This is a genomic window from Pseudomonas avellanae BPIC 631, from assembly GCF_000444135.1.
Lineage (GTDB): Bacteria > Pseudomonadota > Gammaproteobacteria > Pseudomonadales > Pseudomonadaceae > Aquipseudomonas > Aquipseudomonas avellanae.
This window is the reverse complement of the sequence record NZ_ATDK01000046.1, coordinates 39231-65667: the sequence shown is the minus strand read 5'-3', so window position 1 is coordinate 65667 and position 26437 is coordinate 39231. Positions and strand designations below refer to the sequence as shown.

The following is a 26437-nucleotide window of genomic DNA, read 5'->3' as shown; positions in this document are numbered from 1 at the left end:
GCGGGCAGGTTTTACAAAGGGTCGGGAAAGGGCGTCGACAGCAGCCAGTCTCTGAACACGCACAGCGACGGCAGATTCTGAAAGCGCGTGGCGTAGGCCAGATAATAATTGCGTCCGCTGTCCAGCGGCTCGAACAGCGTGACCAGTTCACCGCTGCTGATCTCGTCCTGCACCAGAATGCGCGGCACCAGGGCGATACCGATCCCGGCGGCTACGGCCTGAATAAGGTGCGAGGTCAACTCGAAGCTCGGGCCAGGACGCATAACGTGATGGGCCAGTTGATTACTGTCGAACCAGTCCGACCAGGCATTGGGTCGCGACACCACGCTGAGCAACGACTGCTGGGCAACTTGCGGCGGGGTCATCGATTGGTAGCCCGCAAGCGCACCGGGGCTGGCGATGACCACCAGTTTTTCGCTGACCAGCGGGTGTGCGATATAACCCGGCCAGTGACCGTGGCCCGCACAGATGATTGCGTTCATTTCGCTGGCCGCGGGCGTCAGGTCGGCGTGCACGATGCGCGAGTGGATGTGCACCACGTAGCCTGTGTGGCGGGTGTAAAAGTCATTCATGCGCGGCAGCAGCCACTTGGAGCCAAACGTCGGCAGTACCGCCAGATGCAGCGTGCCGCCTTCGGCCTTGTGCGCAATGGTTTGCAGGGTTGCACTGCGGATACGGCCCAGTGCGGCGGCCAGTTCGTGCTGATACAGCGCACCAGCGGTGGTCAGTTCGATGCGCCTGCCGTCCCGTTTGAACAGCTCGACCTGCAGTTGCGCCTCCAGTGCCTGCACCTGGCGGCTGACCGCGCTCTGGGTCAGGGCCAGTTCTTCGGCGGCTTTGGTAAAGCTGCCATGCCGTGCGGCGGCCTCGAAAGCCAGCAGCAGTGACATCGAGGGCGTCAGTCTTCGCGTGTTCATTCATAAAACTCATGGAAAAACGGCAGGTTTTACGTTTGCACTGAAGCATGGCAGGCGGGAGAATCCCTGTAACCGTTGATGACGCCATGCATTCGAGCGTTTCAAAGCATACGTGCTTTGCATATAAAACGCCTAGCCAGCCAGGAAGACCACCATGATTGCCCTGTTGAAGCCGACCACCGAACAGGTGGGCCACTACGACCGTTTCCTCACTGCCTTGGTTGAGGGTGGCTTTCGCGGCGAAATCGCCAGGGACCACGGGTCGCGCACGGTGCTGGCCACTGACAACTCCATCTATCAGCGCCTGCCACAGGCGGCGGTCTTTCCGATGGACAGCCACGATGTGGCGATCGTCGCCCGGCTGGCAGCACGGCCCGAGCACAAACAGGTGGTGCTCACCCCACGGGGCGGCGGCACCGGCACCAATGGTCAGTCGCTGACCGATGGCGTGGTGGTCGATCTGTCGCGGCACATGAACAACATCCTCGAAATCAACATCGAGGAGCGCTGGGTACGGGTGCAGACCGGCGTGGTCAAGGACCAGCTCAACGCAGCGTTGAAGCCGCACGGGCTGTTTTTCGCGCCGGAACTGTCGACCTCCAACCGCGCCACAGTGGGCGGCATGATCAACACCGACGCCAGCGGGCAGGGCAGTTGCACTTACGGCAAAACCCGCGACCACGTGCTGGACCTGACGACCGTGTTGCTGGGTGGTTCGTACGTTCACAGCCAGGCGATGGGCGCCGAGCAGTTGACCCGCGAGCAGGCAGGGGTTGACCGGGCCGGTGATGTGTACCGCTGCGCGCAGCAGATTGCCGATACTCAGGCGCAACTGATCAAGGATATCTTCCCGCCGCTCAATCGTTGCCTGACCGGTTACGACCTGGCGCACCTGCGTGAGGAAGACGGGCGTTTCAACCTCAACAGTGTGCTGTGCGGTTCCGAAGGGTCGCTGGGGTTTATCGTCGAAGCCCGGCTCAACGTGCTGCCGATTCCCAGGCATTCGATTCTGGTCAACGTGCGTTACGCAGGCTTTATGGACGCTCTGCGCGACGCCAAGGCATTGATGGCGCACAAGCCGCTGTCCATCGAAACCGTCGACTCCAAGGTGCTGATGCTGGCGATGCAGGACATCGTCTGGCACGGCGTGGCTGAATATTTCCCACAGGACACCGCCACGCCGACGCTGGGCATCAACCTGATCGAGTTCAGCGGCGATGAACTGGAGGAGGTGGAGCAGCGCGTTCATGCATTCGTCGCGCACCTGCAAACAGACACTTCGGTGGTGCGCCTTGGCCACACGCTAGCGACCGGCAGCGCTGCCGTGAGCCGCGTCTACACCATGCGCAAACGCTCGGTGGGCTTGCTCGGCAACGTCAAGGGCGAAGCGCGGCCGCAGCCGTTTGTGGAAGACACCGCCGTGCCGCCGGAAAATCTGGCTGACTACATTCAGGAATTTCGCGCGTTGCTGGACAGCTACGGCCTGCAATACGGGATGTTCGGCCATGTGGATGCGGGCGTGCTGCACGTGCGGCCGATTCTGGACATGAAAGACCCGGCGCAGGCGGCAATGATTCGCCCGATCTCCGACGCCGTTGCTGCGCTCACCAAGCGTTACGGCGGCTTGCTGTGGGGCGAGCACGGTAAAGGCCTGCGTTCGCAATACGTGCCCGAGTATTTCGGCGAACTGTACCCGGCGTTGCAGGCGCTGAAAGCAGCCTGTGACCCGTTCAACCAGCTCAACCCCGGCAAGATCGCCACGCCTGCGACGGTGCCCGATGCGCGTCTGACGCAGGTGGATGAAGTGACGCTGCGTGGCGATCTGGACCGCACGATCGACGAGCGTGTGTGGCAGAGCTACGACAGCGCGCTGCATTGCAACGGCAATGGGGCCTGTTACAACTACGACACCGACGACGCCATGTGCCCGTCGTGGAAAGCCACCCGCGACCGCATTCACTCCCCCAAGGGCCGCGCCTCGCTGGTGCGAGAGTGGCTGCGCCTGCAAGGCGAGCAGGACGTGAACGTATTGACGGCCGCCGCCAGAGCTCGCACTGCCAACGTGCTGAAAAGCCTGGCCGAGCGCACTGTAAACAGCGTGGCCAGAGTGGCGGGGCAGAAGGATTTTTCTCATGAAGTCTACGACGCCATGGCCGGTTGCCTGGCCTGTAAGTCCTGCGCAGGGCAATGCCCGGTCAAGGTCAACGTGCCCGAGTTTCGTTCGCGTTTTCTGGAGCTGTACCACAGCCGCTACCTGCGTCCGATCAAGGACTACCTGATCGGCTCGCTGGAATTCAGCATTCCGCACCTGGCGCGCTTTCCAAAGTTGTATAACGCGGTCATGGGCGCAAAACCGGTGCGTTACCTGCTTGAACACGTGGCCGGGATGGTCGACAGCCCGTTGCTGAGCCTGATGGACTTTCGTGCCGCCTGCGCACGCTGGAATGTCGGCATCGCCACACCGCAGCGGCTGGCCGCGCTGACTGATCAGGAGCGCAAGCGCACGGTGGTGCTGGTGCAGGACGCGTTTACCCGTTATTTCGAAACACCACTGGCCGCAGACTGGCTGGAGCTGATCTCGCGCCTGGGTTATCGGGTCTATCTCGCGCCGTTTGCGCCCAACGGCAAGCCGTTGCAGGTGCAGGGCTTTCTAGCCGCGTTTGAAAAAGCCGCCAGCTTCAACAGCCAGTCGCTGGGCAAGCTGGCCGGGTACGGCATCCCGCTGATTGGTCTGGATCCGGCCATGACCCTGGTTTATCGCCAGGAGTACAGCAAGACGCTGGGCGAGGAGAACGTGCCGACCGTCCTGCTTCCGCAGGAGTGGCTGGCGACCGAGCTTGAGGCGCAGGGCGACGTTCAGTCGGATGAAACCTATTACTTCCTGCCGCACTGCACCGAAAAGACCAACGAACCGGGCAGCGTCGGCCTCTGGCAGAAAGCCTTCGCTCGCGCAGGCCTCAAGCTGGAAGTGCTGGCCAGCGGCTGCTGTGGCATGTCCGGCACCTATGGGCACGAGACCCGAAACGCGAAAACCAGCGACACTATTTACAGCCAGTCCTGGCAACCGCTGGTGGTGCGTCACGGCGGCGAAGGCCGACTGCTTGCCGACGGCTACTCATGCCGCAGTCAGGTCAAACGCCAGGATGGCAAGGTTGTGCAGCATCCGTTGCAAGTGCTGCTGGAACGGGTGCGGGCGCGGTAACCAGGACGCACAGCGTCCAGAACGGCATGCGACGCGGAGCGTCGCACGATAGTCTAAATTATCGTTTCGCACGCTCCAGCCCTCACACCAGGTACTTGTTGAACCACCCCAGCGTCCGCTCCCAGGCCAGTTTGGCGGCCGCTTCGTCATAGCGCGGCGTCGAGTCGTTGTGGAAGCCGTGGTTGGCACCTGGGTAGATATAGGTTTCGTAGGTCGTGCCTGCCGCTTTCAATGCCTTCTCGTACGCTGGCCAACCTTCGTTGATGCGCGTGTCCAGTTCGCCGTAGTGGATCATCACCGGCGCCTTGATCTTCACCACGTCCTCAGCATTGGGCTGGCGTCCGTAGAACGACACCGCCGCGCCCAGCTCCGGGTAGGCGACTGCCGCTGCGTTGGTCACGCCTCCGCCATAGCAGAAGCCGGTTATGCCGACCTTGCCGGTGGTTGCGTCATGCTTCATCAGCCACTCGATGGCGGCAAAAAAATCATTCATGAGCTTTTCCGGGTCGACCTTTTGCTGCAGCTCACGGCCCTTGTCGTCGTTGCCCGGATAGCCGCCCACCGATGAAAGCCCGTCCGGTGCCAGTGCGATGAACCCGGCCTTGGCGACGCGGCGGGCCACATCTTCGATATAGGGGTTTAAACCACGGTTTTCGTGCGCAACTACAATCGCTGGCACCTTGCCGGTGGCCTTGGCCGGGCGCACCAGGTAGCCGCGCACCTGACCATGCCCCTTGGGCGACGGATAGGACACATACTCGGCAATGATGTCCGGGTCGGTAAACTCGATCTGTGTGGCCAGCGCATAATCGGGGCTCAACGAGGCAAGCAGCGCGCCTGCGGTCAGGCCCCCCAGCGAGAACAGCGCTGCCCGGTCGAGAAACTCGCGCCGGTTGATCTTGCCGTGTGCGTAGTAGTCGTAAAGCTCAAGCAGTTCAGGCGCAAAGTCTTTCGCGGTGAGACGTTCCATCGGCGTGCTTCCTCAGGGGTTGGTAGGGCCTGGCAGGGTGATCGACAGTCCGTATTAAAGCAGCCGCGGGCAGCCTTGACATCTGCTCTGAACTCGTTGGCTCGTTGATTAAATTGTGAGTCGATGTATCAAGCGTTGCAGACTATTGCCGACAACTGTTCATGAATTCGTTTCGATACTCATGGTCATACCCAACCCGCACCTTCGAGAAAACGTGATGATGACCCTCCAGGCAGAAGACCGCTCCCAGTTGTTCAAGGACACGGCTGCCCAGTTCTGGACACACATCACACCGATGGTCTATCTCGCTCTCGGGATCCACTGCGTGCTGCTGGCGGTGTTCATCACGCTGGACATAACGATCCTCTGGGCCGCGAACATCTTCAGCATACTTGGCTATTGCAATTGTCTTTACCTGATTCGCAGACGCCGCTACCGGCAGACTGGCCAGTTGATGAGTTTCGAGATCATCGCCCACGCGGTACTGGCAACCTGGGTACTGGGTTGGGAAAGCAACTTCAGCTTCTACCTGTTCTGCGTGATCCCGATTATCGCGTTCACGTTCCAACTGGTTACCGTCAAGCGTGTGGTGTTCAGTGCCGCGGTACTTTTGGCGGCAGCAGGTTGCTTTACGTTTCGTCGGCACATGGGCCAAGGGTCCAGCTTGAGCAGCGAAACGCTGGAGGTATTTGGCGTCGTCAACATTCTTGCCGCAACCGTTCTGGCGATCTACGCCACGGCTCTGTCAGTGCGTTTTACGTCTTCCATGCAACTGAGCCTGTATCACATTGCCAATCGTGACAGCCTGACCAACCTTTTTACGCGCAGGCGGGTGCTGCACCGCGTGCGTCAACTGGAGTCGCGCCGCCAGGGGCTGTCGGCCTCGATGATCCTGCTCGACATTGATCATTTCAAACAGATCAATGACCTGCACGGTCATGAAACAGGCGATGTGGTTCTACAACGAGTGGCTGAGGTCATCAGTTCAAGCGTGCGCAGCAGTGACATGGCTGCACGCTGGGGCGGCGAGGAGTTTTTGATCCTCATGCCCGATACCGCGCTGAGCGATGGGTTGCAGGTGGCTGATCGCATGTGGCTGTCCATCCGGGAAAAAGCCGGTCTGATCGACACACTCGACATCGCTGTAACCGCAACCCTGGCAGTGGCCACCGTCGGCGAGGGCGAGGCGTTTCAGATCGCCCTCAACCGTGCCGACACCTCGCTTTACCTGGGCAAGCAGCTGGGCCGAAACCGGGTCATGGTCGCCGGGTGAGCCGGCCGTTCACAGCATTCCTCGCCAGCGTGTAGACTTTCGCGCTTTGAGCGGCGGACTTAGACAATCTGGTCTGTGCGTCGCATCCTTATCGATTGTGTATTGATCAAGGCATGCTTATGGATTTGCGTCAGCTCGAAGCCTTCGCGGCGGTCATGTCGGCGGGCAGTGTCACCGCCGCCGGGAAAATGCTCGGCCGCTCTCAGCCATCGGTCACTCGAGCCATTCAGGAGCTTGAGCAGGAACTGGGCTTTGCGCTGTTCGAGCGCAGCGGGCCGAAGGTCACGCCTACCCACAAGGCGTTCATGATGTACGGCGAGGTGGAAAGCGCGCTGCTGGGCGTGCGTAATATCCGCCAGCGTGCGCAACACATTGCGCAGGAAGAAAACCATCAGATCAAGCTGGTGGCGATCTCGGCCCTGGCTGCCGGGCTGTTGCCCACCGCGCTGTCCCGGCTACCCGAGCCTCTGCGCCCGCAGCAGATCCAGTTGCAGAGTATGTCTCCGGAGAATGTGGTTCAGGCGGTTCTGTCGAAAACCATGGATCTGGGGGCTGTAAGCCTGCCGCTGGAACATCGCGGCCTTGAGATTCACTGGATCGGCGAAGCGTCCTGCGTGGCGGTGTTGCCAGCTGATTCGCCGTTGGCTGCGCATGAGGTGCTTTCCATGGAGCTGCTGCGCCAGCAAACGTTGATCACCATGGCCAATCCTTATCGTTTTCGTCGGCGCATCGACAAGGCGTTTCACGATGCCGGGGGCGAACCCCCGCGTATGCTCGACACCAACACTTCGCTGATTGCCATGCAAATGGCCAGGGTCGGGTTGGGCATTGCGCTGGTTGACCCGTTCACCGCCATGGGCGTGCCGCTGCAAGGCGTGGTGGTCAGGCCGATTGCCTGTTCCATTCCGTTTTTCTTCGGCCTTATTTCAGCTTTCGCCAGCCCGCTGTCAGATGTCGCGAGCGCGCTGGTGGATGAAATTGCCGTCTGCGCGAAAATCCTCCTGCCGGAGATGATCATGCACGAAGCCAGTGCTCACGATGCGCTGTTGCAGAGCATTTATGCCGAATGAGCGCAGGTAAGTTCAGACTATGTAGGAGCGGACCGGGCGACACTTTGCTCGTTCGCTATATCTCGGTTTTGTAGGAGCGGACTTGTCCGCGAACTGCCGGTAACCGGAAGCAAAATCTATACATACGGTACATCAGGTGCGGCCGAGGCAGCCAATTTCAGGGCCGCTGCGCCGCCTACGTTCTAAACATCTCTGCAAATTCCATTAAGGAATATCAATATGCTTTTTTGCGCATTGCGAGAATAAAGAACGGCTTTTATTATTCGGATTAAGCATTCAAGGGCTTTCAGAATTCATTTATTGCGACATTGGAATGATTTTTGAAGTGATTTGAATCAGGCTCGGGCTTTGCGCCTGATCATCTTTCCGGGTAACGATCAATGTTCGATGTAAACGCACCTGCCGGTCTCGCGGCGCTCGAAGCTCGCCTGCAGCAGGATCTGGCGTGGCTGGATCTGCCCGCCAAGCCTTGGGTCAAGCCGAGGACGAACGCCGGGCAGGCTGTGCTCGATGTAGCGATCATTGGCGGCGGCATGGCGGGGCTTGCCCTGGCGGCCGAGCTGCGGCATCTGGGCGTGGCGGCGGTGATTTTCGATCAGTCGCCAGCCGGTTTCGAAGGCCCGTGGGCGACCACAGCGCGGATGGAAACACTGCGCTCGCCGAAACAGTTGACCGGCCCGGCGCTCGGTTTGCCGGCCCTGACGTTTCGCGCCTGGTACGAAGCGCAATTCGGTGTCGACAGCTGGGCAGCACTGGATAAAATCCCGCGCCTGCAATGGGCCGAGTACCTGCGCTGGTATCGCAAGGTGCTGGCGCTGGATGTGCGCAACGAACACCGGGTAAGCCGCGTCGCGCCGCGAACGGACGGCCTGGTCGAACTGGACGTCATGACGCCTGGGCAAACCCGCTTCATGCTGGCGCGCCATGTGGTGCTGGCGACCGGTCGTGACGGTCTGGGCGGCCCCTGGGTGCCGGATTTCGCCCGGCAATTGCCGGATCATCTGTGGGCACACTCGGCCGCCGGTTTGCAGGATGACTGGTTCGAAGGCAAGCGCGTCGCGGTGATAGGCGGCGGTGCATCGGCGATGGACAGCGCTGCCACCGCGCTGGAAGCAGGTGCACAGCGGGTCGATCTGCTGATCCGCCGTGCCGAGCTGCCACGGGTCAACAAAGGCAAGGGCGTCGGCAATCCGGGCATGGTCCACGGTTATTGGCGCCTGCCGGATATCTGGAAATGGCGCATCCGCCACTACCTGAATAAGCAGCAAGTGCCACCCCCACGCGGCAGTACGCTCAGGGTGTCCAACTCGGGCAGGGCGCGCTTTCTGCTCGACAACCCAGTACTCGCGGTCGAAGCAAACCCGGCGGGCGGGGTCTGGCTGCAAACATCAAAGGCGCGCGTCGAGGCGGATTTTGTAGTGTTCGCCACCGGTTTTCGGACCGACTTCGAGCAGCGCCCCGAGTTTGCGCTCTTCTCGTCGCACATTCGTGTCTGGCAAGACCGCTTTGAAGCGCCGGAAGGCGAAGACGATAGCGAACTGGCCGTATTGCCAGACCTGGGCAATTGTTTCGAGTTTCAGGAAAAGACCCCCGGTGCCTGTCCGGGGCTGAACCACATCCACTGTTTCAGCTACCCGGCGGCGCTGAGCTATGGTGCGGTGTCGGGGGATATTCCCGCCATCAGCGAAGGCTCCAAACGCCTGGCCCACGCGCTGGTCGGGCTGCTGTTCAACGAGGACATCGCGCTGCATTTCGAATCGATGCGCACCTATGCCGAGCCAGAGCTGCTGGGCGACGAGTGGGTTGCCAGCGAGCCGACCGCCGAAGAGTTGCGCCCATGACCGGCTGGGCGCTGCGCCGCTTGACCCAGTCGTTGCTGGTCATTTTGCTGATGACAGTGGTGGTGTTCGTCGGCCTGAATGCCATCGGCAACCCGATGGACATTCTGGTCGGTGAAGACCTCAATCAGGCCGAACGCCTGCAAGCCATCGCGCACCTGGGGCTGGACCAGCCGCTGTGGCAGCAATACCTGATCTTCCTCAAAGGCGCCGTGCACGGCAATCTGGGCCAGAGTTTCGTCTATCACGAAGACGCCATGCGCCTGATCCTGCAACGCCTGCCCGCCACCTTCGAGCTGGCGTTCAGCGCGCTGTTTCTGGCCGTGGTCATCGGCGTACCGCTGGGGATGTTTGCCGGCATGTACCCCGATCATCCGCTGTCCCGACTGATGATGGCGGCGAGCATCGTCGCCTTTTCGCTGCCGGCGTTCTGGGTAGCGTTGATGATGATCATGCTGTTCTCGATCACGCTGGGCTGGCTGCCAGCCAGCGGTCGCGGCGAAACCCGAGAATGGCTCGGCGTGCAATGGTCCTGGCTAACCCTCGACGGCTTGCAACACCTGCTGTTGCCTGCGCTGAACCTGGCGCTGTTCAAGATTTCGCTGGTGCTGCGCCTGACCCGTGCAGGCGTGCGCGAAGTATTGCCGCAGGAGTTCGTCAAGTTCGCCCGCGCCAAAGGCCTGTCGCCGATGCGCGTGATGTGCATGCACGTCATGCGCAACACCATGATCCCGGTGGTGACGGTGCTGGCCATGGAGCTGGGTTCGACCATTGCCTACGCCGTGGTCACCGAAAGCATTTTTGCCTGGCCGGGTGCCGGCAAGCTGATCCTCGACAGCATCAACATGCTCGACCGCCCGGTGGTGGTCGCTTACCTGATGGTGGTCGTGGTGATTTTTGTGGTGCTCAACCTGATCGTTGACGGCCTGTATTACCTGCTGGACCCACGTGTCCGTATCGAGGCATCACGATGAACGTCATCGCAAAGGTCGCGCCTGCCAACACGCTGTTGCAGGCCCAGTCGCCCTGGCGTCGGGTGATTGTCGAATTCATGAGTTCCACCACGGCAGTGGTCGGTTTGCTGCTGTTGCTGGTCATCGTGCTGGTGGCCGCGTTCGCACCGTGGATCGTGGTGCAGAACCCTTACGACCTGATGCAGCTCAACGTGATGGATGCGCGCATGCCGCCCGGCAGCCTGAACATGGACAGCGGCTACTCCTATTGGCTGGGCACCGATGGCCAGGGCCGCGATCTGGTCTCGGCGATTATCTACGGTCTGCGCATCAGCCTGTGGGTCGGCATCGGTTCGGCCTTGATCGCCGCGGTCATTGGCACGTTGCTAGGGCTGATGTCGGCGTACGCCGGTGGCTGGGTCGATGCCTTGTTGATGCGCCTGGTCGATCTGCTGCTGTCGTTCCCGGTGATTCTGATGGCGCTGATGATTCTCGCCTGGCTGGGCAAGGGTGTCTGTAACGTGATGCTCACCCTGATCCTGCTCGAATGGGCCTATTACGCGCGTACTGCGCGGGGCCAGGCGCTGACTGAAAGCCGCCGCGAATACGTCGATGCGGCGCGCGGGCAGGGCGTTGGTCCGCTGCGCATCGTGATCGGACACATCCTGCCCAACTGCCTGCCGCCGCTGATCGTGATTGGCGCGTTGCAGATCGCCCGTGCCATCACGCTGGAAGCGACCCTGTCGTTTCTAGGCCTGGGCGTGCCGGTCACCGAGCCCTCGCTGGGGCTGCTGATCGCCAACGGCTTTCAGTACATGCTCAGCAATGAATACTGGATCAGCCTGTTTCCGGGGCTGGCTCTGCTGATCACCATCGTCGCGATCAATCTGGTCGGTGACCGTCTGCGCGATGTCCTGAACCCGAGGTTGCAGCGATGAGCCTGCCTGAAGCATCGCGCGTGGCATCCTCGGTCGAACCGACCCTGGACGTGCGAGACCTGTGCACCTCGTTTCACACCCGCGCCGGTGTGTTGCCTGCGGTGCGTAATGTCTCGCTGCGCGTTCAGCCAGGGCGCATTCTGGGGCTGGTGGGCGAGTCGGGGTCAGGCAAGTCGGTCACCGGGTTTTCGATTCTCGGTCTGGTGGACGAACCGGGGCGCATCAGTGGCGGCCAGGTGCTGTTCAAAGGCCGTGACCTGACAAAGCTCTCGGCCGGTCAACTGCGTGAAATCCAGGGCAACCGGGTCGCGATGATTTTTCAGGACCCGATGATGACCCTCAATCCAGTGTTGCGGGTCGACACGCAAATGATCGAAGCGGTGCGCGCGCACAGTACGCTCGGCAAACGCGAGGCCCGTGAGCATGCCAGCCGCACCCTGGCATTGATGGGCATTGCCAGCCCTGAAGAGCGTCTGCGCGCCTACCCGCATCAACTGTCCGGCGGCATGCGCCAGCGGGTGGCGATTGCCATTGCGCTGTTGCACGCCCCGGACCTGATTATCGCCGACGAGCCGACCACCGCGCTGGACGTGACCATTCAGGCGCAGATTCTCAGCGAAGTGCAGAAACTGGTGCGCGAACAGGGCACCTCGCTGATCTGGATCACCCATGACCTGTCGGTGGTGGCGGGGCTTGCCGACGACGTGGTGGTGATGTACGCCGGGCGCATTGTCGAGCAAGGCTCGGTCGCTGACGTGCTGGATCGCCCGCAACATCCCTATACACAAGGCCTGATCGACAGCCTGCCGAGCCGCAACAAACGCGGTCAGCGCCTGCGGCAGATTCCCGGCATGGCGCCGGACCTGCTGTCGATGCCGGTGGGCTGTGCGTTTGCTGCACGCTGCGCCAGAGCCGCACAGGCGTGCGCGCAAGACCCCGAACCACGCGAGATTCTGCCGGGCCATACGGTTCGCTGCTTTTATCCAGGAGCTGGCGCCGATGTCCAGTAATCAGATTCCCCTCATCGAGCTGCACCAGGTCAGCAAGACCTTCGGCAAGCCGGTGGACGAGCGTTCTTTTCAAGGTCTGTTGCAGCGCCTGCACCTGACCCGCCCCAAACCGGTGACCCACGCGGTGGATCGCGTCGATCTGCGCATTCTTCGTGGCGAAGTGGTCGGGCTGGTGGGCGAATCGGGCTGCGGCAAATCGACCCTGGGGCGCATGGTGGCCGGGCTGCTGCCGGTGTCCTCCGGCAGCACCTCGGTGGACGGCAAGCCGCTCGACAGCCTGACCCCACAGGAACGCCGGGCGTTGCGTCTCAAGGTGCAGATGATTTTTCAGGACCCCTCGTCGAGCCTCAATCCGCGCCTGCGGGTTGACCGGATTGTCGGCGAGGGCGCGCTGCTGCATGGCCTGACCGACCGCAAAGACGCCGATGAGTATGTCAGCGCTCAATTGCAACGCGCCGGGCTCAGCCCGCAATTGCGCCAGCGCTACCCGCATCAGTTCAGCGGTGGTCAGCGCCAGCGTATTGGCATCGCCCGTGCGCTGGCGGTGCAGCCGGAACTGCTGGTCTGTGACGAGTCGGTGGCCGCGCTAGACGTGTCGATTCAGGCGCAGATTCTCAACCTGTTCATGGACCTTCGCGATGAGCTGGGCCTGACCTATCTGTTCATCAGCCACGACCTGGGTGTGGTGGAACATCTGTGTGACCGCGTGGTGGTGATGTACCTGGGCCGGGTGGTCGAGACCGCATCGGTCGATGACCTGTTTGCGCGGGCCAATCACCCGTACACCCAGGCGCTGCTGGCGCAGATCCCGCGCTTCGATATTCGCAGCACCCGTTATGACGCGATCAAAGGGGAAATCCCCAGCCCGCTGAACCCGCCCGCCGGGTGTCATTTCCACCCTCGCTGCCCGCGCGCCTTGGCGCGCTGCCGTGAGGAAGCTCCAGCGCTGAGGGAGGTTTCGCCGAACCACCAGAGCGCGTGTCACCTGAATGATCAGAGCTGAACGAGCACCTCAAGCTCGTCAATTTTCGCTATTGCGTACAAGGAATCACCCATGAAACCACTCGTTCGTTCTTTATTGGCCTCGGCGCTCGTGCTGGCCGCCGGCAGTGTTTCGGCGCAAGACCTGCGCATCGGTTACGCCGACCCGGTCTCGTCGCTCGACCCGCAACTGAACAACTATGCCGGCGACCGCTCGGTGGCGCTGCACGCCTTTGAATCGCTGGTCAGCCGCCGTGACGACAAGACCCTGCCGGGCCTCGCGAAAAGCTGGAAAGTCATTGACGACACCACTTGGGAGTTTGCCCTGCGCGATGACGTGAAGTGGCAGGACGGCACACCGCTGACCGCCGACGACCTGGTGTTCTCGTTCGAGCGCGCGCGCAGCGTGCCCGGTAGTGTTGCGTCTTACGCCGGTGCCATGCGCACCGTCGAATCGGTCAAGGCCAAAGACGATCACACCCTGATCATCAAGACCCGCCTGCCCAACGCCAACCTGCTACCGGACGTCGATTCCATCTACATCGTCAGCCGCCATGCAGGCGCCGCCGCCAGCAGCGCCGATTACAACTCGGGCAAAGCCCTGATCGGCACCGGGCCTTATCGTTTTGTCTCGTTTGTACCGGGTGATCGCACGATCTTTGCCCGCAACGACAGCTACTGGGGAGCGAAACCGACCTGGGACAAGGTCGATTTCCGTTTCATCGCCAACGCCGCCAACCGCACTGCGGCGTTGCTGGCGGGCGATGTGGACGTGATCGACAAGGTGTCGCCAACTGACGTCGAGCGTCTGCGCAAAACCCCGAGCGTCAATGTCTTCGCCTATCAGGGCTTGCGTGCGCTGATCATTCAGCCAAGCTTCCGTGCAGGTTCCAACGAATTCATTCGTGACAACGCCGGTAAACCGCTGGCTGAGAACCCGTTGCTGGACGTGCGGGTGCGCAAGGCATTGTCCCTGGCGATCAATCGCCCGGCCATCGACGAGCGCATCATGCAGGGCACCGTGACCGAGGCCAATCAGTGGATGCCGGCCAATACTTTCGGTTACAACCCCGGCATCAAGAACATCCCGTATGACGTCAAACAGGCCAAGGACCTGCTGGCACAGGCAGGCTTTCCCGAAGGCTTTCAGTTGACCGTGCACGTACCGGGTGACCGTTACCCGCAAGCGCCGGAAGTGATGCAGGCCGTGGCGCAGTTCTGGACACGAATCGGCGTCAAGGTGCAGCTGGAAGTGCTGCCGTGGGCGGTCTACGCAGGCAAGGCCAACAAGAATGAGCTGGCAGTCAGCGTGATTGCCTGGGGCAACGGCACCGGTGAAGCGGCTTATGCACTGACCAATATTCTGACCACAGTGGACAGCAGCAAAGGGCAGGGCGCGTCCAACTGGGGGCACTACAGCAACCCGTTGGTGGACAAGGCGCTGGCCGATTCCACGGCTGAATTCGACGAGGCCAAACGCCGCAAGATCCTTCAGGACTCGGTCCAGGTGGTCAGCGACGACGTTGGCATTATCCCGCTGTTCCATTACCAGAACATCTGGGCGGCGCGCAAAGGCCTGAAAGTCGAGCCGCTGGTCAGCGACCGCACTGCGGCGACCATGGTCACCGAACAGCCGTGATCTTCCCTTATTCGCGTCGCGGCTTTTAAAAGCTGCTGCGCGAGTGGCACGACAGCCTTGCAGGACATTTCATGACGACCGAGCATTCAAACACACCGGACTTGCTGGATAACCTGCTGGGCATCGACCCTGGCAGCCCTTTGCACATCGTGCGCCATGCCCGTGACAAGGTTGCCACGGCAACCCAGGGCAGCCAGGCGCTTTTCTTCGACCCGGCATTGGCAGATAACCTGCCGCTGAGCGAGCGTCTGTGGGTTGCCTATTACGCGACCCAGCTGAGCGCGCAGCCAACCCTGACCGCGTATTACCTGCAGCAATTGCGCGAAGTGGGCGTAGCGGCCAGCGTGCTGGCGGACGTGGACGCCAACCGGATCGACCTGCTTGAAGACCCGCGTTTGGCGGCGATCCTGTGTTTTACCCGCACCTTGATCGAGTCTCCGGTACACGGCGATCAAAGTGCCTTGCAGGCGCTGCAACTTCAGGGCTTGAGCACCGCTGAAATCGTGGTACTGGCGCAGCTGATTGCGTTCCTGTCCTACCAGGTGCGTCTGGCCGCAGGGCTGACCGCCATTCAATCTGCCGGAGCGGCCTGATGAGCGAGCTTATTGAAATCGAAGGTTTCACCAATCAGCTGCTGGGCTGGAAAGCCTGGTTACCGACCGTGGACCTGAACAACGCCACTGCCGAGCAGATCGGCGTGCTCGAAGAGAGCCATCCGCAGGCCAGGACCTCGGATTACTACCTGACCCTGGCGCACCACCCGGACATCCTTCGGCAACGCTCCCAGGCCTTCAACGCCATCATGTACGCGCCGAGCGGCCTGTCCCGTGCCGAGCGAGAGCTGGCCAGCACCGTGGTCTCGCGCATCAACCGCTGCGTGTATTGCGCGTCGGTGCATGCACAGCGTTTCGAGCAACTGGCCAAGCGCAATGACGTGATTGCCCAAGTCTTCGCCGACCCTGCAACGGCAGGCACCACGGCACGCGAAAAAGCCGTTGTGCAGTTCGCCATCGACCTGACCCTTGAGCCTGCTTCGCTCAACGCCACGCACATCACAGCGTTGCGTGAGCAGGGCCTGGATGATGCGCAGGTGCTGGATTTGATTCACGCCATCGCGATCTTCGCCTGGGCCAACCGGCTGATGCTCAATCTTGGCGAGCCGGTGTTTCCCGAGGCTGAATAGGCCCGTTGCTGAACGGTGGAATGTGGCACGGTACATTCCGCTGTTCCCGGTCAGGTAATCAGACTTCTCTCACCGTTAACTCATCGATTCATTCTTTGAATGACCCCCTCCCATAGCCATTTGGCGAATGGTCATCCGCTTCATCAGGCGTCTCCCCGGTTCAGATCAGATAGTCTGCCAAGTTTGAAAGTCTTCTTTAAAACTCCCCCAAACATGATGGCCGTGTTTATCGACTCGTAACAGAATAAGTTGGGCTTATATGTAGGCCTTTTCCGAAAGCGCGTAGGACTTTTCTTTAATAAAAGTCGACTTCTGAGTTGTCGTAGACCCAGTTCAAAAAATTAAAGATTTCGTCATGGCAATGCTTGCTTTTGAAATAATTCGTGATAAATATGTGTCACCTCATTTTTGCGGCTAATTGTTTCAACGCATTGTTTATAGCTGGCTGTTTAAATGTGCCGGCAACGAATAAAAAATATTGCGTGGATTTCTGTCGCTTGTATGCGCCTGGGTCTGCGGGTCGCCTGAAGCCTGTTGCGCAAGGCGTCTCTTGAATTGCTTATCGGGTTGGCTGGCGGATTTTTCTGTCTCGCAGAGTTGTGTCTGGAGGATGTATGGCATCGAACAGTTTTCAAAACGAAGTGCCCAAAGCTCGGGTCAACATCAAGCTTGACTTGCACACGGGCGGCGCTCAAAAGAAGGTCGAACTCCCACTCAAATTAATGCTGATGGGGGATTACAGCAACGGCAAGGAACAGCGCCCGTTATCTGAAAGAAGCAAGGTCGACATTAACAAGAACAACTTCGACAGTGTGCTGGCCGAGTTCTCGCCGAGCCTGAAACTGGCAATAGAAAATACCTTGATCGACGGCAACGCCGACACGGCTGTCGCGTTGAGTTTTCAGGGCATGAAAGACTTTGAGCCTGAACAGGTGGCGCGGCAAATTCCGCAATTGCGAGCCCTGCTGGCGATGCGCAACCTGCTGCGCGACCTTAAATCCAACCTGTTGGATAACGCTACTTTTCGCCATGAGCTGGAACGCATCCTCAAGGACGACGCGCTGAGTGACGAATTGCGAGCCGAACTGGCTGCGCTGGCGCCACAAGAAGATCGTTGATTGCCCTTGGTTCGTTAATAAGGAAATTTTCATCATGCCCGCAGAACAATCTTCACCAGCCTCGCAGTTGACCAAGACCCTCGACGCAGACGGCGGCCAAGGGATCTATGGCGCCTTGTTTGCCAAGATCAATCTCAGCCCGATAGCCCGGTTGAATGGCATCGAAGCGTTTCAGAACTCCGAGGCCTTGTCCGAAGCTTCTGCCGATGAGCGGGTCACTGCGGCCGTCAGTGTTTTTCTGAACCTGCTCAAACAGTCGTCGCATAAAGTCGAACGCCTGGACAAGACCTTGCTGGACGAGCACATCGCTTCCCTGGATGCACAGATCAGCCGTCAACTTGACGCGGTCATGCACCACCCTGATTTTCAACGTGTCGAGTCAACCTGGCGAGGTGTGAAGTCGCTGATCGATCAGACCGATTTTCGCCAGAACGTGCGTATCGAATTGCTGGACATCAGCAAGGATCACCTGGCCCAGGACTTTGAGGACGCGCCCGAGATCGCCCAGAGCGGTTTATACCTGCACACCTACACACAGGAATACGACACCCCCGGTGGCGAGCCGATTGCGGCGGCTATTTCCAATTATGAATTCGACCGTGGCTCGCAGGATATTGCTCTGTTACGCAACATCTCCAAAGTAGCGGCCGCCGCCCATATGCCTGCCTGATTCCTGACTCCAGAAACACACTGCCGCAGTATGTGGCCCTTGTGTCGACATCAGCGGTTACACCCTGCCAGGTGTTGGCAAACGACATCGAAACAGCGCTGCAAGGCTCCTTTCACTATGCCCATGCACGCACACTGGGCCAGTTGGGGCCAGTGCGCGTGCGCTTTGTCAGTGGCGGCGCGCAAACACTGGCAGCGCTGCTGCAACGCGCAGCGGAGGCAACCGGCATTCGTGCGGGTGACGTCAAGCCGCGCGCACTGATCAGTCGTCTGGACACGGCCAATGCGCTCCTTGCAATCACGGAAGAATTCGAATGCCCGCACCTCTGACCGAAACACCTGAAGACGGTACGCGTGAGCAATGGTATGTGGCGTGCACACAGAAGCAGTTGCGCCAAGACAAACCTTACCGGGCGACGATTCTTGGCCTGAACATCGTGCTGTTTCGCCAGCGCAGCGGCACAGCGGCGGCGCTGCTCGACCAGTGCGTGCACCGTGGCACTCGGCTGTAGGCCGGTAAAATCACCGATGACTGCCTGGTGTGCCCTTATCACGGCTGGCGCTACGACGCGAACGGGCACGTAGTGCATATCCCCAGCGTAGATGCCGAGCAGGGAGAACCTAAGTCGCCCGGTTATCGCTACCGGCAGCGTCATTTTGCGGTATGCGAGCAAGATGGGCTGGTCTGGGTGTACACCGGCACGGGCGATGCTCACGACACCCCGATCTTCCGGCTTCCTGCCTATGGCGAGCGCCCATGGCAATCCTATTTCATGATCAACACCTTCGATGCCGATGTTGGCAGTCTGGTGCAGAACTTTCTCGATGTGCCGCACACGGTGTTCATCCACGAAGGGATTTTTCGCTCGAGCAGCGGCCGGGCAATGGAGGCGACGCTGGCCTGCAAGGCGCAGAGCATCGAGGTGGTTTACCACGATGAAGTGGACGAGATCGGCCTGATGCAATGGCTGACCAACCCGGACGGCGAACCGCTGGTGCACACGGATCGCTTTCTGGCGCCGAATGTGACCTTTTGTGACTACCTGTGGGGCGCACGCTCCGGCTTTTTGATCGTCAGCCAGATCACCCCGGTCAATGCTCGCCAGTCACGCGTCTACACCTACATCGCCTACCGGTTTCCGATGCCCCGCTGGGTGTTGAGAATGCTGCGCCCGTTCATTCATCTGTACACACATATTGTGATTCAGCAGGACGTCAAGATCATTCGCGCGCACCGCGAAGGTCTTGATAACGTGGCGAACTTCAAGCCGTGCAACGTGCCTGCCGACGCCATCCATGTGGGCGTCGAGCAGTTGCTGGCGGCGGTCCGACGCGGCGAGGCGCTGCCGGAAGCGCAGCGTCGCGAACGGCGGATTCGATTCGAGCTTTGATAGCCGGGTATTTCAACCGGCTTTGAGCCTGGGCTGCACTGAATCTGCCAGTTGCGTCAGTATCAGGCAGCACGACACCGCCCCAGCATCCAGCACACCCACCGAGCGTTCACCCAGACGGCTGGCGCGGCCGATTTTTGCCATCAGGTCCTTGGTCGAGTCGCGCCCCTGTGCTGCGGCGCTTTTCATTGCATCAAGGGCTTCATTGAATGAGGCGCCATTGGCGTGTGCCTGCTCGAAGGCTTCGACTGCCGGAATCAATGTGTCCATCAGGCATTTGTCGCCGACACCGGCTTCGGTAATGTCCTGCAATGAAGTGAGCCCGCCGCGCAGCAGCCTGGCGAAAGTCGCCGCATCGATCTGCTCGCTGGCGCGTAGCTGATCGGCCATGCCGATAAACAGGCTGCCGTACAGCGGTCCCATCGAGCCGCCGATGCCTTCCATCAGGCTGAGGGTCAGTTCGTCCAGTGCTTCGGCCAGGGTCAATTGACGGCCTTCAATGGAGCGACCGCAATGGGCAAAGCCCTTGGCCATGTTGATACCGTGGTCGCCGTCGCCAATGGCACCGTCGACCTCGCTGAGGTATTCGCGGTTGGCGACGATAACGCTCACCAGGTCCGCGACGATTGCAGTGCCGTCATGGGTGGAAAAATGCTGGCTCATGGCTCACTCCGCCTGGGTCATGCCGATGGAGCGGCAAGGGTGGTCGATCAGGGTTTTCAGTTCGTCGTCCAGGCCCAGCAGGGTCAGCGTCACGCCCATCATCTCCAGCGAGGTGAAATAGTTGCCGACGTAGCAACGGTGGATGTGTAAACCCTTGGCCTTGAGCTGGCTTTCGACTTCGGCGTAAAAGATATACAGCTCCATGATCGGTGTTGCGCCCAGGCCGGAGACCAGCACCACCACACCCTTGTCCGTGCTGAAATCGCGGTCGGCGAGGATCGGGGCCAGCATGCGCTCGGCCATGGCCGCCGCAGGTTCGATGGCAATGACTTCAATGCCCGGCTCGCCGTGGTGGCCAATGCCCAGCTCCATCTTGCCGTCTGCAATCTGAAAATTGGGTTTGCCGACAGCTGCGATGGTGCAGGGCGTCAGCCCGATGCCGATGGAACGGCACTGGTCCACGGCTTTCTGCGCGACGCGGATCACGCCGTTCAAGTCGTAACCCTGTGCGGCCGCAGCGCCGCCGACTTTCCACATGAAAATTTCCCCGGCCACCCCACGCCGTTTGGCGATGTCGGCCTTGGGGGCCGAGGCCACGTCATCGTTGGCGACTACGGTGCGGACTTGCACATCCTTGCTGGCGGCCATCTTCATCGCCAGCTTCACGTTCATGTTGTCGCCTGCGTAATTGCCGTACAGGCAGGCAATTCCGGCGCCGTGATCGGCAGCGCGAAAGGCGTCGAAAAAGCTTTTCGCGGTGGGCGAGGAGAAAATCTCGCCCACTGCCACGGCGTCCACCAGGCCGGGGCCTACATAGCCGAGGAAGGCCGGCTCGTGGCCCGAACCTCCGCCGGTGACGATGCCCACAAGCCCCTCACCGGAAGGCCGGGTTTTGCTGATGACTCGCGGGTTACTGTCGCTCTGGGACAATTCCGGGTGTGCGACCAGAATGCCCCGCAACATGTCCTCGACCACTTGGTCCGGGTCGTTTATCACTCGATTCATAACGCGGTTTCCTGTGTTCTTTTTATAAGGATCGGACGGGTTACGGTTCCAGTACCACTTTCAATGATTTGTCGCCGCGTTCCATGACGGCGAAGGCTTCCTTGAAATCCGCCAGGGCGAACGTGTGGGTGACCACGTCGCGCATGTCGATCTTGCGGTTGCCGATAAAATCGATGGCGCGCGGGTACATGTAAGGCCCGAGGTGCGAGCCCAGCACGTCCAGTTCCTTGCGGTCGCCGATAATCGACCAGTCCACGGTGGCTTCGTCGTTGAACACACTGAATTCCACAAAGCGCCCCAGCTTGCGCAGCATCGCCAGGCCCTGATTGACGGCCTTGTGGTGCCCGGTGGCTTCTATATAGATGTCGCAGCCGTAGCCGTCGGTGATCTCGCGGATTTTTGCCAGCACATCGACCTCGGCGGGGTTCCACACCTCGTCAGCGCCCATGCGCAGGGCGAGGGCGGCGCGCTCGGGCTTCATGTCGAGCACGATGAGCTTTTTCGGATTGCGCATCCGCACAGCACCGATGATCCCAAGGCCCAGCGTGCCTGCCCCGGCAACCACCACGATGTCATCGAATCGACGTTGGCGCGTTCGGCAGCGTGCAGCGAGCAGGCCAGCGGTTCGATCAGGATCGCTTCGTCAGGGGCAATCGAATCCGGTACTTTGTGGACGATGCCTTCTTTGGTGAAGATCATGTACTGGGCCATTGCGCCCTGCACGTTGTTCTGGAAGCCGTAAAGGTCGTGCTTCTGACACATCCAGTACTGGCCGTGATTGCAGAAACGGCAGCCCCAGCACGGCACGATCTGTTCGGAGATCACCCGGTCGCCAATCTGCACACCACGCTTTTCCGCGCCCGGACCAAGCGCAACCACCCGGCAGACGAATTCATGGCCGGGAATCATCGGCGGTTTGACGTAGCGCGGCTGTTCGGCATCGCCCCAGAACGAGGGCGCGCCGCGATAGGTCTTGATGTCGCCCATGCAGATCCCGCACAGCTCGACCTTGGTGAGAATTTCGTCAGGGCCGGGCGTCGGCACGTCGACGGTTTCCAGCCGGTAGTCTTCCGGGCCATAGCACACTACCGCCTGCATGGTGGCTGGAATGACGGGGGAAAGTTGTTCGGCAGTGCGTTCGGTAGCGGTGGACATGACGATAAACCTCGTGACAGAAAAGTGAGTTACTGGATGCTGTAGCCACCGTCGATCACCACGTTTTCCCCGGTGATCATGCTGGCGGCGTCGCTGAGCAGGTACAGCGCCAACCCGGCTATTTCTTCCGGCTGGGCGAAGCGGCCTGCCGGAATCTGTAACTTGGCCCGTTCACCCAGTTCGCCTGCCCAGGCTTTCTTGCCCAGAGCGGTTTCGACGATGGTCGGCGAAATGGCGTTGACGGTGATGTGCGGCGCCCATTCCATGGCCAGCACTTTGGTCATTCCGACCACGGCAGCCTTGCTCGCGCAGTAGGCGACGTGTCGATCAAGGCCGATGACAGCGGCTTGTGACGCCAGGTTGACGATGCGTCCGCTGCCTTGGGTCAGCATGTGCCGGGCGCAGGCCTGGGCGACGAAGAAGCTGGCCTTGAGGTTGATGTCCAGTGTTGTGTCCCAGGCGTCCTCGGTCACATCGACGGCCTTGTCCAGCACTGCGACGCCGGCGCTGTTGACCAGGTAGTCGAGGCGCTTGAAGTGCTCGAAAACGCTGTTGATGGTGCTGTTGACCTGGTCGATGCTGCGCAGGTCGACCGCGATGCCAATGTGCCCGCTGCCCAGGCTGGCTGCCACTTCCACCACGGCAGGGTCACGGTCCAGCAGCGCCACCCGCGCCCCGCGCTCCACCAGCAGGCGCGCGCAGGCCAGCCCGATCCCGGCAGCCCCACCAGTGATGACCGCGCAACGCCCGTTGAGATCGAAGGCCTTGTTCCAGAATTCAGACATGAACATCACTCCTGTAGCGCTGTTTTTTTGATGGTTCGTCACGCAGAGCTCCCAGAGCGGCGCTACCACGCTGGAGCGCGCTACCTCGTACACAATTCTGTTTTTGATTCTGGCCGAAGGCCGTGGGAGCGGGAATCTCAGACCGATTACTTGCCGCCGCTGACCTGCTGATAAAGCGCGTCCGCATTGGCGTCGGTCACCGGTACCCACGGCAGGATGTAGTTCTTGTCAGTACCGTCACCCCATTTCACGTCTTTGGCGTAGCGTTCCCAGATCACCGATTTTGGTTTGTAATCCTTGCCGGCCAGCGCGCGCAGGGCGACGTCGAGGGCGCCCTGGGATTGGGCCTGGGCGTCCTGCAGGAAAGTGGTGACTTCGTTTTTCTTCGCCGCCTGAATGGCATCGGGCATGCCGTCGATTGAGGTGATCGGTACATCCGAAGGCTTGAGGTTGCGCGACTTCACCGCCTGCAAGGCACCCAGTGCCATGTCGTCGTTCTGCGAAATGATTCCGGAAATGCCGCCGTTGGGGTGCGCGTTGAGCCAGTCTTCGGTCAGGGCCAAGGCCTCGGCGCGGGACCAGTTGGCGGTTTTCATTTCTATGATCTTGATGTCCGGGTGCTTCTTCAGGACTTCCATTTTACCTTTTTCACGGTCGATCTGCGCCGACTGGCCAATCGGCCCCTGAATGATCACCACATTGCCTTTGCCCTTGAGCTTGTCGACCATCGCCTGCGCCTGGAGGCGGCCGCCCTCAACATCGTCGTTGCCGACATAAGGCACCTTGGCGCTGGCGACGCGCGTATTCGACGCGATGACCGGGATGTCGCTCTCCATCGCCCGGGCCACGGTGCCGATCCCTGCTTTGGTGTCGATGGGCACGAAGATGATTGCATCGTAATGCTGGGTGATCATCGTCTCGATCTGGTTGTTCTGGGTCAGCGCGTCGTAGTTGCCGTCGAACACGGTGATCTGCACGGTGCCATCCTTGACTGCCGGATGCTGCTTGAGCTCACGGACCCAGTTCTGCATGAACTGGCCCTTGAGGCCATACACCGCCGCGCCAATTTTGTAGGTCTTGCCGTCGGCGGCCAGAGCGATACTGCTGGCGAGCAGGGAGAGCGCCGCGACAGCGGCCAGGGAAGTAGCGAATTTCATGATGAGCACCTCGTTATTGTTGTAGTCAGTCGGTCATTCAGAGGAAAAGCGGCTAGTGTTTTTTCTTGCGCCACACGTCGATCAGTACTGCGAACACGATGATCAGGCCCTTGGCGACCTGCTGGTAATAGGAAGAAACACCCATCAAGTTGAGGCCGTTGTTGATGACGCCGATCAGCAATGCACCGAACAGCGTGCCGACGATGCTGCCGGTGCCACCGGACAGGCTGGTGCCGCCGATGACCACCGCTGCGATGGCGTCCAGTTCATAGGATATCCCGGCCTGGGGCAGGGCAGACGTGGTTCTCGCCGAGAGCACCACACCCGCCAGCCCGGCAAGCAGCCCGGACACCACGTACACCGAAAACATCACCTTGCACACGCCGATCCCCGAGGTGCGGGCGCTCTTTTCATTACCGCCGACGGCATACACGTAGCGGCCGTAGGTGGTGTAGCGCAGTACCATCCAGAAAATAAGCGCAACCACGGCGAAGATGATGATCGGCACACCGATCGGGCCAACCTTGCCGACGCCCAGCGCCAGGTACTCTTCGGGCAGGTCGGTGACCGGGCTGCCGTCGTTGAGAATGAAGGTCATGCCGCGCGCGATACTGAGCATGCCCAGCGTGGCCACGAACGGTGGAATCGACAGGTTGGCGACCATGAAACCGTTGACCACACCGAGCATCGCCCCGGCGAACATGCCGGCGCTGACCGCCGCCAGCAGGCCATACCCTTGAGTGGCGACCAGCGCACTGCACAAGCCGGCGAAGGCCAGGATAGAGCCGACCGAAAGGTCGATGCCCTTGGTCAGGATCACGTAGGTCATGCCGACGGCCAGAATGCCGTTGATCGAGGTCTGGCGCAAAATGTCCATCCAGTTGCGCCAGGTCATGAAATATTCACTGGCAAACGCCATGACCACACACAGCAGAATAAACACCAGCGGCAGGCCGAAACGGTCCAGAGACAGGCGTAAACGGCTGCGCGGCACGGCAGTGGCAGGGGCGATAACGGTTTTCGCATTCATGAGGCAAGACTCAACAGGGCTTCCTGGGAAAGGTCGGTATCGCTGCTGATGGTCACCAGCCTGCCACCCTTGAATACCGCAATCCGGTCGCTCAACCGCAACAGCTCGGGGGCTTCCGATGACACCACGATGGCAGCACCGCCGCCGCGCACGAACTGATCCAGCAGGTGGTAGATCTCCTGCTTGGCACCTTCGTCAATGCCGCGAGTCGGCTCGTCGCAAAGCAGGCAGACCGGCTGGGTCGACAGGCATTTGGCGAGCACCACTTTCTGTTGGTTGCCGCCGCTCATTGACGCGACGGGCAAATCCAGTGAAGTGGTCTTGATTTGCAGACGCTTGACCATGTCTTCGGCCAGTTGCTGTTCCTTGCGCGCATTGATCAGCGACCAGCTCGACAGTTGCTTGTACGCAGACAGCGCAATGTTGCTGAGAATGCTGCTGCTGAGCACCAGGCCACTGTCCTTGCGGTCTTCGGTCACCAACGACATGCCCGCGCGGATGGTTGCCTTGGGCAGACCGACCGGCATGGGTTTGCCTTGCAGGGTGACGCTGCCGGCGTCGGGCGTGGTCAGGCCGTAGATACAGTTGAGAAACTCGCTTCGGCCAGAGCCCATCAAGCCATAGATACCGAGAATTTCGCCGTGGCGCAGTTGCAGGCTGATGTCCTCGAACTCGCCGTTACGGCTCAGGCTGTCGACCTCAAGGCAGCATTCGGCGGCGCATTGACGACCGACCTTGTGGTCGATGCGCTGCAATTCCTGGCCGACAATGCCACGCACCAGGTGCGCCCGGTCGATATCGGCCATGCGCCCGGTTTCGACAAACGCGCCGTCACGAAAGATGCTGTAGTCGTCGGCGATCTGCGCCAGTTCACTGAGACGGTGGGACACATAAACGATGCCTGCGCCACGGGCGGCCAGGCGGCGGATAGCCTTGAACAGGGTTTGTGCCTCGCGCTCGCCGATCGCCGAAGTGGGTTCGTCCATGATCATGACCTGACAGTCATGGCTGAACGCCTTGGCAATTTCCACCAGCTGTATCTGCGCCACGCTCAGCCGGTGCATGGGGCTGGTGGCGTCGACATCGAACTCCAGATTCTCCAACAGCTCGCGGGTGCGCCGGTTCAGCGTCTTGCTGTCGACAATACAGCCGGCCCGGCGCGGTTCGCGGCCCAGCCAGATGTTCTCGGCGACGGTCATGAAGGGAATGGGTTCCAGTTCCTGGGTGATCATCGCGATCCCCGCCGCCAATGCCTCGCCCGGACGACTGAACTGCACGGGCTCGCCGTTGAGCAAAATGGTCCCGGCATCGCGTTGGGTGATGCCCATCAGAATACTGAGAAAAGTGGACTTGCCCGCGCCATTGCCACCGCACAGGGCATGCACGCTGCCGGCCCGCAGTGAAAGGCGGCCGTCACGCAAGGCCGGGATGCCAGCGTAAGCCTTGGCGACGTGTTCAGCCTGGAGCAGTAATGGCGTGGCCATTGGCGT

At 60.6% G+C, this 26437-nt stretch carries 21 protein-coding genes and 4 pseudogenes; 16 read left to right on the top strand and 9 right to left on the bottom strand.

What is annotated here, in order from left to right:
• Window positions 1–11 precede the first annotated feature (11 nt).
• Entirely contained in the window at window positions 12–917 is a 906-nt protein-coding gene (locus DW49_RS0102320; RefSeq protein WP_005618087.1) for a LysR substrate-binding domain-containing protein, read from the bottom strand.
• 154 nt (window positions 918–1071) lie between these two features.
• Between DW49_RS0102320 and ydiJ the strand changes: the two genes are divergently transcribed.
• The gene (gene ydiJ, locus DW49_RS0102315) at window positions 1072–4119 is read left to right on the top strand and encodes a D-2-hydroxyglutarate dehydrogenase YdiJ (RefSeq protein WP_005618090.1); all 3048 of its coding nucleotides are present in this window, start codon (window positions 1072–1074) and stop codon (window positions 4117–4119) included.
• A gap of 82 nt (window positions 4120–4201) precedes the next feature.
• On the opposite strand, the gene yghX is transcribed toward ydiJ, so the two are convergent.
• Window positions 4202–5089 carry a YghX family hydrolase gene (yghX, locus tag DW49_RS0102310; protein WP_003382657.1) on the bottom strand — a complete coding sequence of 296 codons (888 nt, stop codon included), beginning with the start codon at window positions 5087–5089 and terminating at the stop codon, window positions 4202–4204.
• Between the two features lie 181 nt (window positions 5090–5270).
• Here yghX and DW49_RS0102305 point away from each other — a divergent pair, with 181 nt between their 5' ends.
• The 15 genes and pseudogenes from DW49_RS0102305 (at window position 5271) to DW49_RS0102235 (ending at window position 19152) form a co-directional block, all read left to right on the top strand.
• Entirely contained in the window at window positions 5271–6362 is a 1092-nt protein-coding gene (locus DW49_RS0102305) for a diguanylate cyclase (RefSeq protein WP_024420245.1), read from the top strand.
• A 119-nt stretch (window positions 6363–6481) separates the two neighbouring features.
• Window positions 6482–7432: a LysR family transcriptional regulator gene (locus DW49_RS0102300; protein ID WP_003382655.1), complete on the top strand. Its 951-nt coding sequence runs from the start codon at window positions 6482–6484 to the stop codon at window positions 7430–7432.
• Window positions 7433–7812: 380 nt separating this feature from the next.
• Complete coding sequence (locus DW49_RS0102295; RefSeq protein WP_005618096.1) at window positions 7813–9273, top strand: NAD(P)-binding domain-containing protein; 1461 nt, start codon at window positions 7813–7815, stop codon at window positions 9271–9273.
• On the top strand, window positions 9270–10244 hold the full coding sequence (locus DW49_RS0102290; protein ID WP_005618098.1) for an ABC transporter permease: 975 nt from the start codon (window positions 9270–9272) through the stop codon (window positions 10242–10244). The genes DW49_RS0102295 and DW49_RS0102290 overlap by 4 nt, the downstream gene beginning before the upstream one ends.
• A complete protein-coding gene (locus DW49_RS0102285; RefSeq protein ID WP_005618100.1) occupies window positions 10241–11161 on the top strand; it encodes an ABC transporter permease in 921 nt (306 codons plus the stop codon). The genes DW49_RS0102290 and DW49_RS0102285 overlap by 4 nt, the downstream gene beginning before the upstream one ends.
• On the top strand, window positions 11158–12171 hold the full coding sequence (locus DW49_RS0102280) for an ABC transporter ATP-binding protein (protein ID WP_005618102.1): 1014 nt from the start codon (window positions 11158–11160) through the stop codon (window positions 12169–12171). Before DW49_RS0102285 ends, DW49_RS0102280 begins: the two co-directional genes overlap by 4 nt.
• On the top strand, window positions 12161–13174 hold the full coding sequence (locus tag DW49_RS0102275; protein ID WP_024420077.1) for an ABC transporter ATP-binding protein: 1014 nt from the start codon (window positions 12161–12163) through the stop codon (window positions 13172–13174). Before DW49_RS0102280 ends, DW49_RS0102275 begins: the two co-directional genes overlap by 11 nt.
• A 51-nt stretch (window positions 13175–13225) precedes the next feature.
• The gene (locus DW49_RS0102270) at window positions 13226–14791 is read left to right on the top strand and encodes an ABC transporter substrate-binding protein (RefSeq protein WP_005618104.1); all 1566 of its coding nucleotides are present in this window, start codon (window positions 13226–13228) and stop codon (window positions 14789–14791) included.
• 71 nt (window positions 14792–14862) lie between these two features.
• Window positions 14863–15384, top strand: a complete 522-nt coding sequence (locus tag DW49_RS0102265) for a CMD domain-containing protein (RefSeq protein ID WP_005618106.1) — start codon at window positions 14863–14865, stop codon at window positions 15382–15384.
• Window positions 15384–15974 carry a peroxidase-related enzyme gene (locus DW49_RS0102260; protein ID WP_005618108.1) on the top strand — a complete coding sequence of 197 codons (591 nt, stop codon included), beginning with the start codon at window positions 15384–15386 and terminating at the stop codon, window positions 15972–15974. Before DW49_RS0102265 ends, DW49_RS0102260 begins: the two co-directional genes overlap by 1 nt.
• A gap of 614 nt (window positions 15975–16588) precedes the next feature.
• Window positions 16589–17092, top strand: a complete 504-nt coding sequence (gene tssB, locus DW49_RS0102255; protein WP_005618110.1) for a type VI secretion system contractile sheath small subunit — start codon at window positions 16589–16591, stop codon at window positions 17090–17092.
• Between the two features lie 34 nt (window positions 17093–17126).
• A pseudogene (locus DW49_RS0102250) lies at window positions 17127–17756 on the top strand (type VI secretion system contractile sheath domain-containing protein); the annotation flags it as partial.
• A pseudogene (locus DW49_RS0102245) lies at window positions 17753–18091 on the top strand (GH3 family acyl-acid amido synthetase); the annotation flags it as partial. The pseudogenes DW49_RS0102250 and DW49_RS0102245, both read left to right, overlap by 4 nt.
• Window positions 18076–18354: pseudogene (locus tag DW49_RS1000000133995) on the top strand (Rieske 2Fe-2S domain-containing protein); the annotation flags it as partial. The pseudogenes DW49_RS0102245 and DW49_RS1000000133995, both read left to right, overlap by 16 nt.
• Complete coding sequence (locus DW49_RS0102235) at window positions 18346–19152, top strand: aromatic ring-hydroxylating dioxygenase subunit alpha (RefSeq protein WP_229687519.1); 807 nt, start codon at window positions 18346–18348, stop codon at window positions 19150–19152. The pseudogene DW49_RS1000000133995 and the gene DW49_RS0102235, both read left to right, overlap by 9 nt.
• A gap of 12 nt (window positions 19153–19164) precedes the next feature.
• Here DW49_RS0102235 and dhaL read toward each other — a convergent pair whose 3' ends face one another.
• The 7 genes and pseudogenes from dhaL to DW49_RS0102200 form a co-directional block, all read right to left on the bottom strand.
• A complete protein-coding gene (dhaL, locus tag DW49_RS0102230) occupies window positions 19165–19815 on the bottom strand; it encodes a dihydroxyacetone kinase subunit DhaL (RefSeq protein ID WP_005618113.1) in 651 nt (216 codons plus the stop codon).
• A gap of 3 nt (window positions 19816–19818) precedes the next feature.
• A complete protein-coding gene (locus DW49_RS0102225; RefSeq protein ID WP_005618114.1) occupies window positions 19819–20820 on the bottom strand; it encodes a dihydroxyacetone kinase subunit DhaK in 1002 nt (333 codons plus the stop codon).
• Between the two features lie 40 nt (window positions 20821–20860).
• Window positions 20861–21975 (bottom strand): annotated as a pseudogene (locus DW49_RS01000000127995) (MDR/zinc-dependent alcohol dehydrogenase-like family protein).
• A 29-nt stretch (window positions 21976–22004) separates the two neighbouring features.
• Window positions 22005–22760, bottom strand: coding sequence for an SDR family oxidoreductase (locus DW49_RS0102215; RefSeq protein WP_005618115.1), 756 nt, complete (start codon window positions 22758–22760; stop codon window positions 22005–22007).
• 146 nt (window positions 22761–22906) lie between these two features.
• Entirely contained in the window at window positions 22907–23917 is a 1011-nt protein-coding gene (locus DW49_RS0102210; RefSeq protein ID WP_005618116.1) for a substrate-binding domain-containing protein, read from the bottom strand.
• Window positions 23918–23969: 52 nt separating this feature from the next.
• Window positions 23970–24947, bottom strand: a complete 978-nt coding sequence (locus DW49_RS0102205; RefSeq protein ID WP_005618117.1) for an ABC transporter permease — start codon at window positions 24945–24947, stop codon at window positions 23970–23972.
• Entirely contained in the window at window positions 24944–26431 is a 1488-nt protein-coding gene (locus tag DW49_RS0102200) for a sugar ABC transporter ATP-binding protein (protein ID WP_005618118.1), read from the bottom strand. Before DW49_RS0102200 ends, DW49_RS0102205 begins: the two co-directional genes overlap by 4 nt.
• Window positions 26432–26437 lie beyond the last annotated feature (6 nt).

Bases quoted from the DNA above. Each gene is read 5' to 3' on its own strand.
- DW49_RS0102320 (WP_005618087.1), bottom strand. From the start codon at position 917: ATGAACACGCGAAGACTGACGCCCTCGATGTCACTGCTGCTGGCTTTC.
- ydiJ (WP_005618090.1), top strand. From the start codon at position 1,072: ATGATTGCCCTGTTGAAGCCGACCACCGAACAGGTGGGCCACTACGAC.
- yghX (WP_003382657.1), bottom strand. From the start codon at position 5,089: ATGGAACGTCTCACCGCGAAAGACTTTGCGCCTGAACTGCTTGAGCTT.
- DW49_RS0102305 (WP_024420245.1), top strand. From the start codon at position 5,271: ATGGTCATACCCAACCCGCACCTTCGAGAAAACGTGATGATGACCCTC.
- DW49_RS0102300 (WP_003382655.1), top strand. From the start codon at position 6,482: ATGGATTTGCGTCAGCTCGAAGCCTTCGCGGCGGTCATGTCGGCGGGC.
- DW49_RS0102295 (WP_005618096.1), top strand. From the start codon at position 7,813: ATGTTCGATGTAAACGCACCTGCCGGTCTCGCGGCGCTCGAAGCTCGC.
- DW49_RS0102290 (WP_005618098.1), top strand. From the start codon at position 9,270: ATGACCGGCTGGGCGCTGCGCCGCTTGACCCAGTCGTTGCTGGTCATT.
- DW49_RS0102285 (WP_005618100.1), top strand. From the start codon at position 10,241: ATGAACGTCATCGCAAAGGTCGCGCCTGCCAACACGCTGTTGCAGGCC.
- DW49_RS0102280 (WP_005618102.1), top strand. From the start codon at position 11,158: ATGAGCCTGCCTGAAGCATCGCGCGTGGCATCCTCGGTCGAACCGACC.
- DW49_RS0102275 (WP_024420077.1), top strand. From the start codon at position 12,161: ATGTCCAGTAATCAGATTCCCCTCATCGAGCTGCACCAGGTCAGCAAG.
- DW49_RS0102270 (WP_005618104.1), top strand. From the start codon at position 13,226: ATGAAACCACTCGTTCGTTCTTTATTGGCCTCGGCGCTCGTGCTGGCC.
- DW49_RS0102265 (WP_005618106.1), top strand. From the start codon at position 14,863: ATGACGACCGAGCATTCAAACACACCGGACTTGCTGGATAACCTGCTG.
- DW49_RS0102260 (WP_005618108.1), top strand. From the start codon at position 15,384: ATGAGCGAGCTTATTGAAATCGAAGGTTTCACCAATCAGCTGCTGGGC.
- tssB (WP_005618110.1), top strand. From the start codon at position 16,589: ATGGCATCGAACAGTTTTCAAAACGAAGTGCCCAAAGCTCGGGTCAAC.
- dhaL (WP_005618113.1), bottom strand. From the start codon at position 19,815: ATGAGCCAGCATTTTTCCACCCATGACGGCACTGCAATCGTCGCGGAC.
- DW49_RS0102225 (WP_005618114.1), bottom strand. From the start codon at position 20,820: ATGAATCGAGTGATAAACGACCCGGACCAAGTGGTCGAGGACATGTTG.
- DW49_RS0102215 (WP_005618115.1), bottom strand. From the start codon at position 22,760: ATGTCTGAATTCTGGAACAAGGCCTTCGATCTCAACGGGCGTTGCGCG.
- DW49_RS0102210 (WP_005618116.1), bottom strand. From the start codon at position 23,917: ATGAAATTCGCTACTTCCCTGGCCGCTGTCGCGGCGCTCTCCCTGCTC.
- DW49_RS0102205 (WP_005618117.1), bottom strand. From the start codon at position 24,947: ATGAATGCGAAAACCGTTATCGCCCCTGCCACTGCCGTGCCGCGCAGC.
- DW49_RS0102200 (WP_005618118.1), bottom strand. From the start codon at position 26,431: ATGGCCACGCCATTACTGCTCCAGGCTGAACACGTCGCCAAGGCTTAC.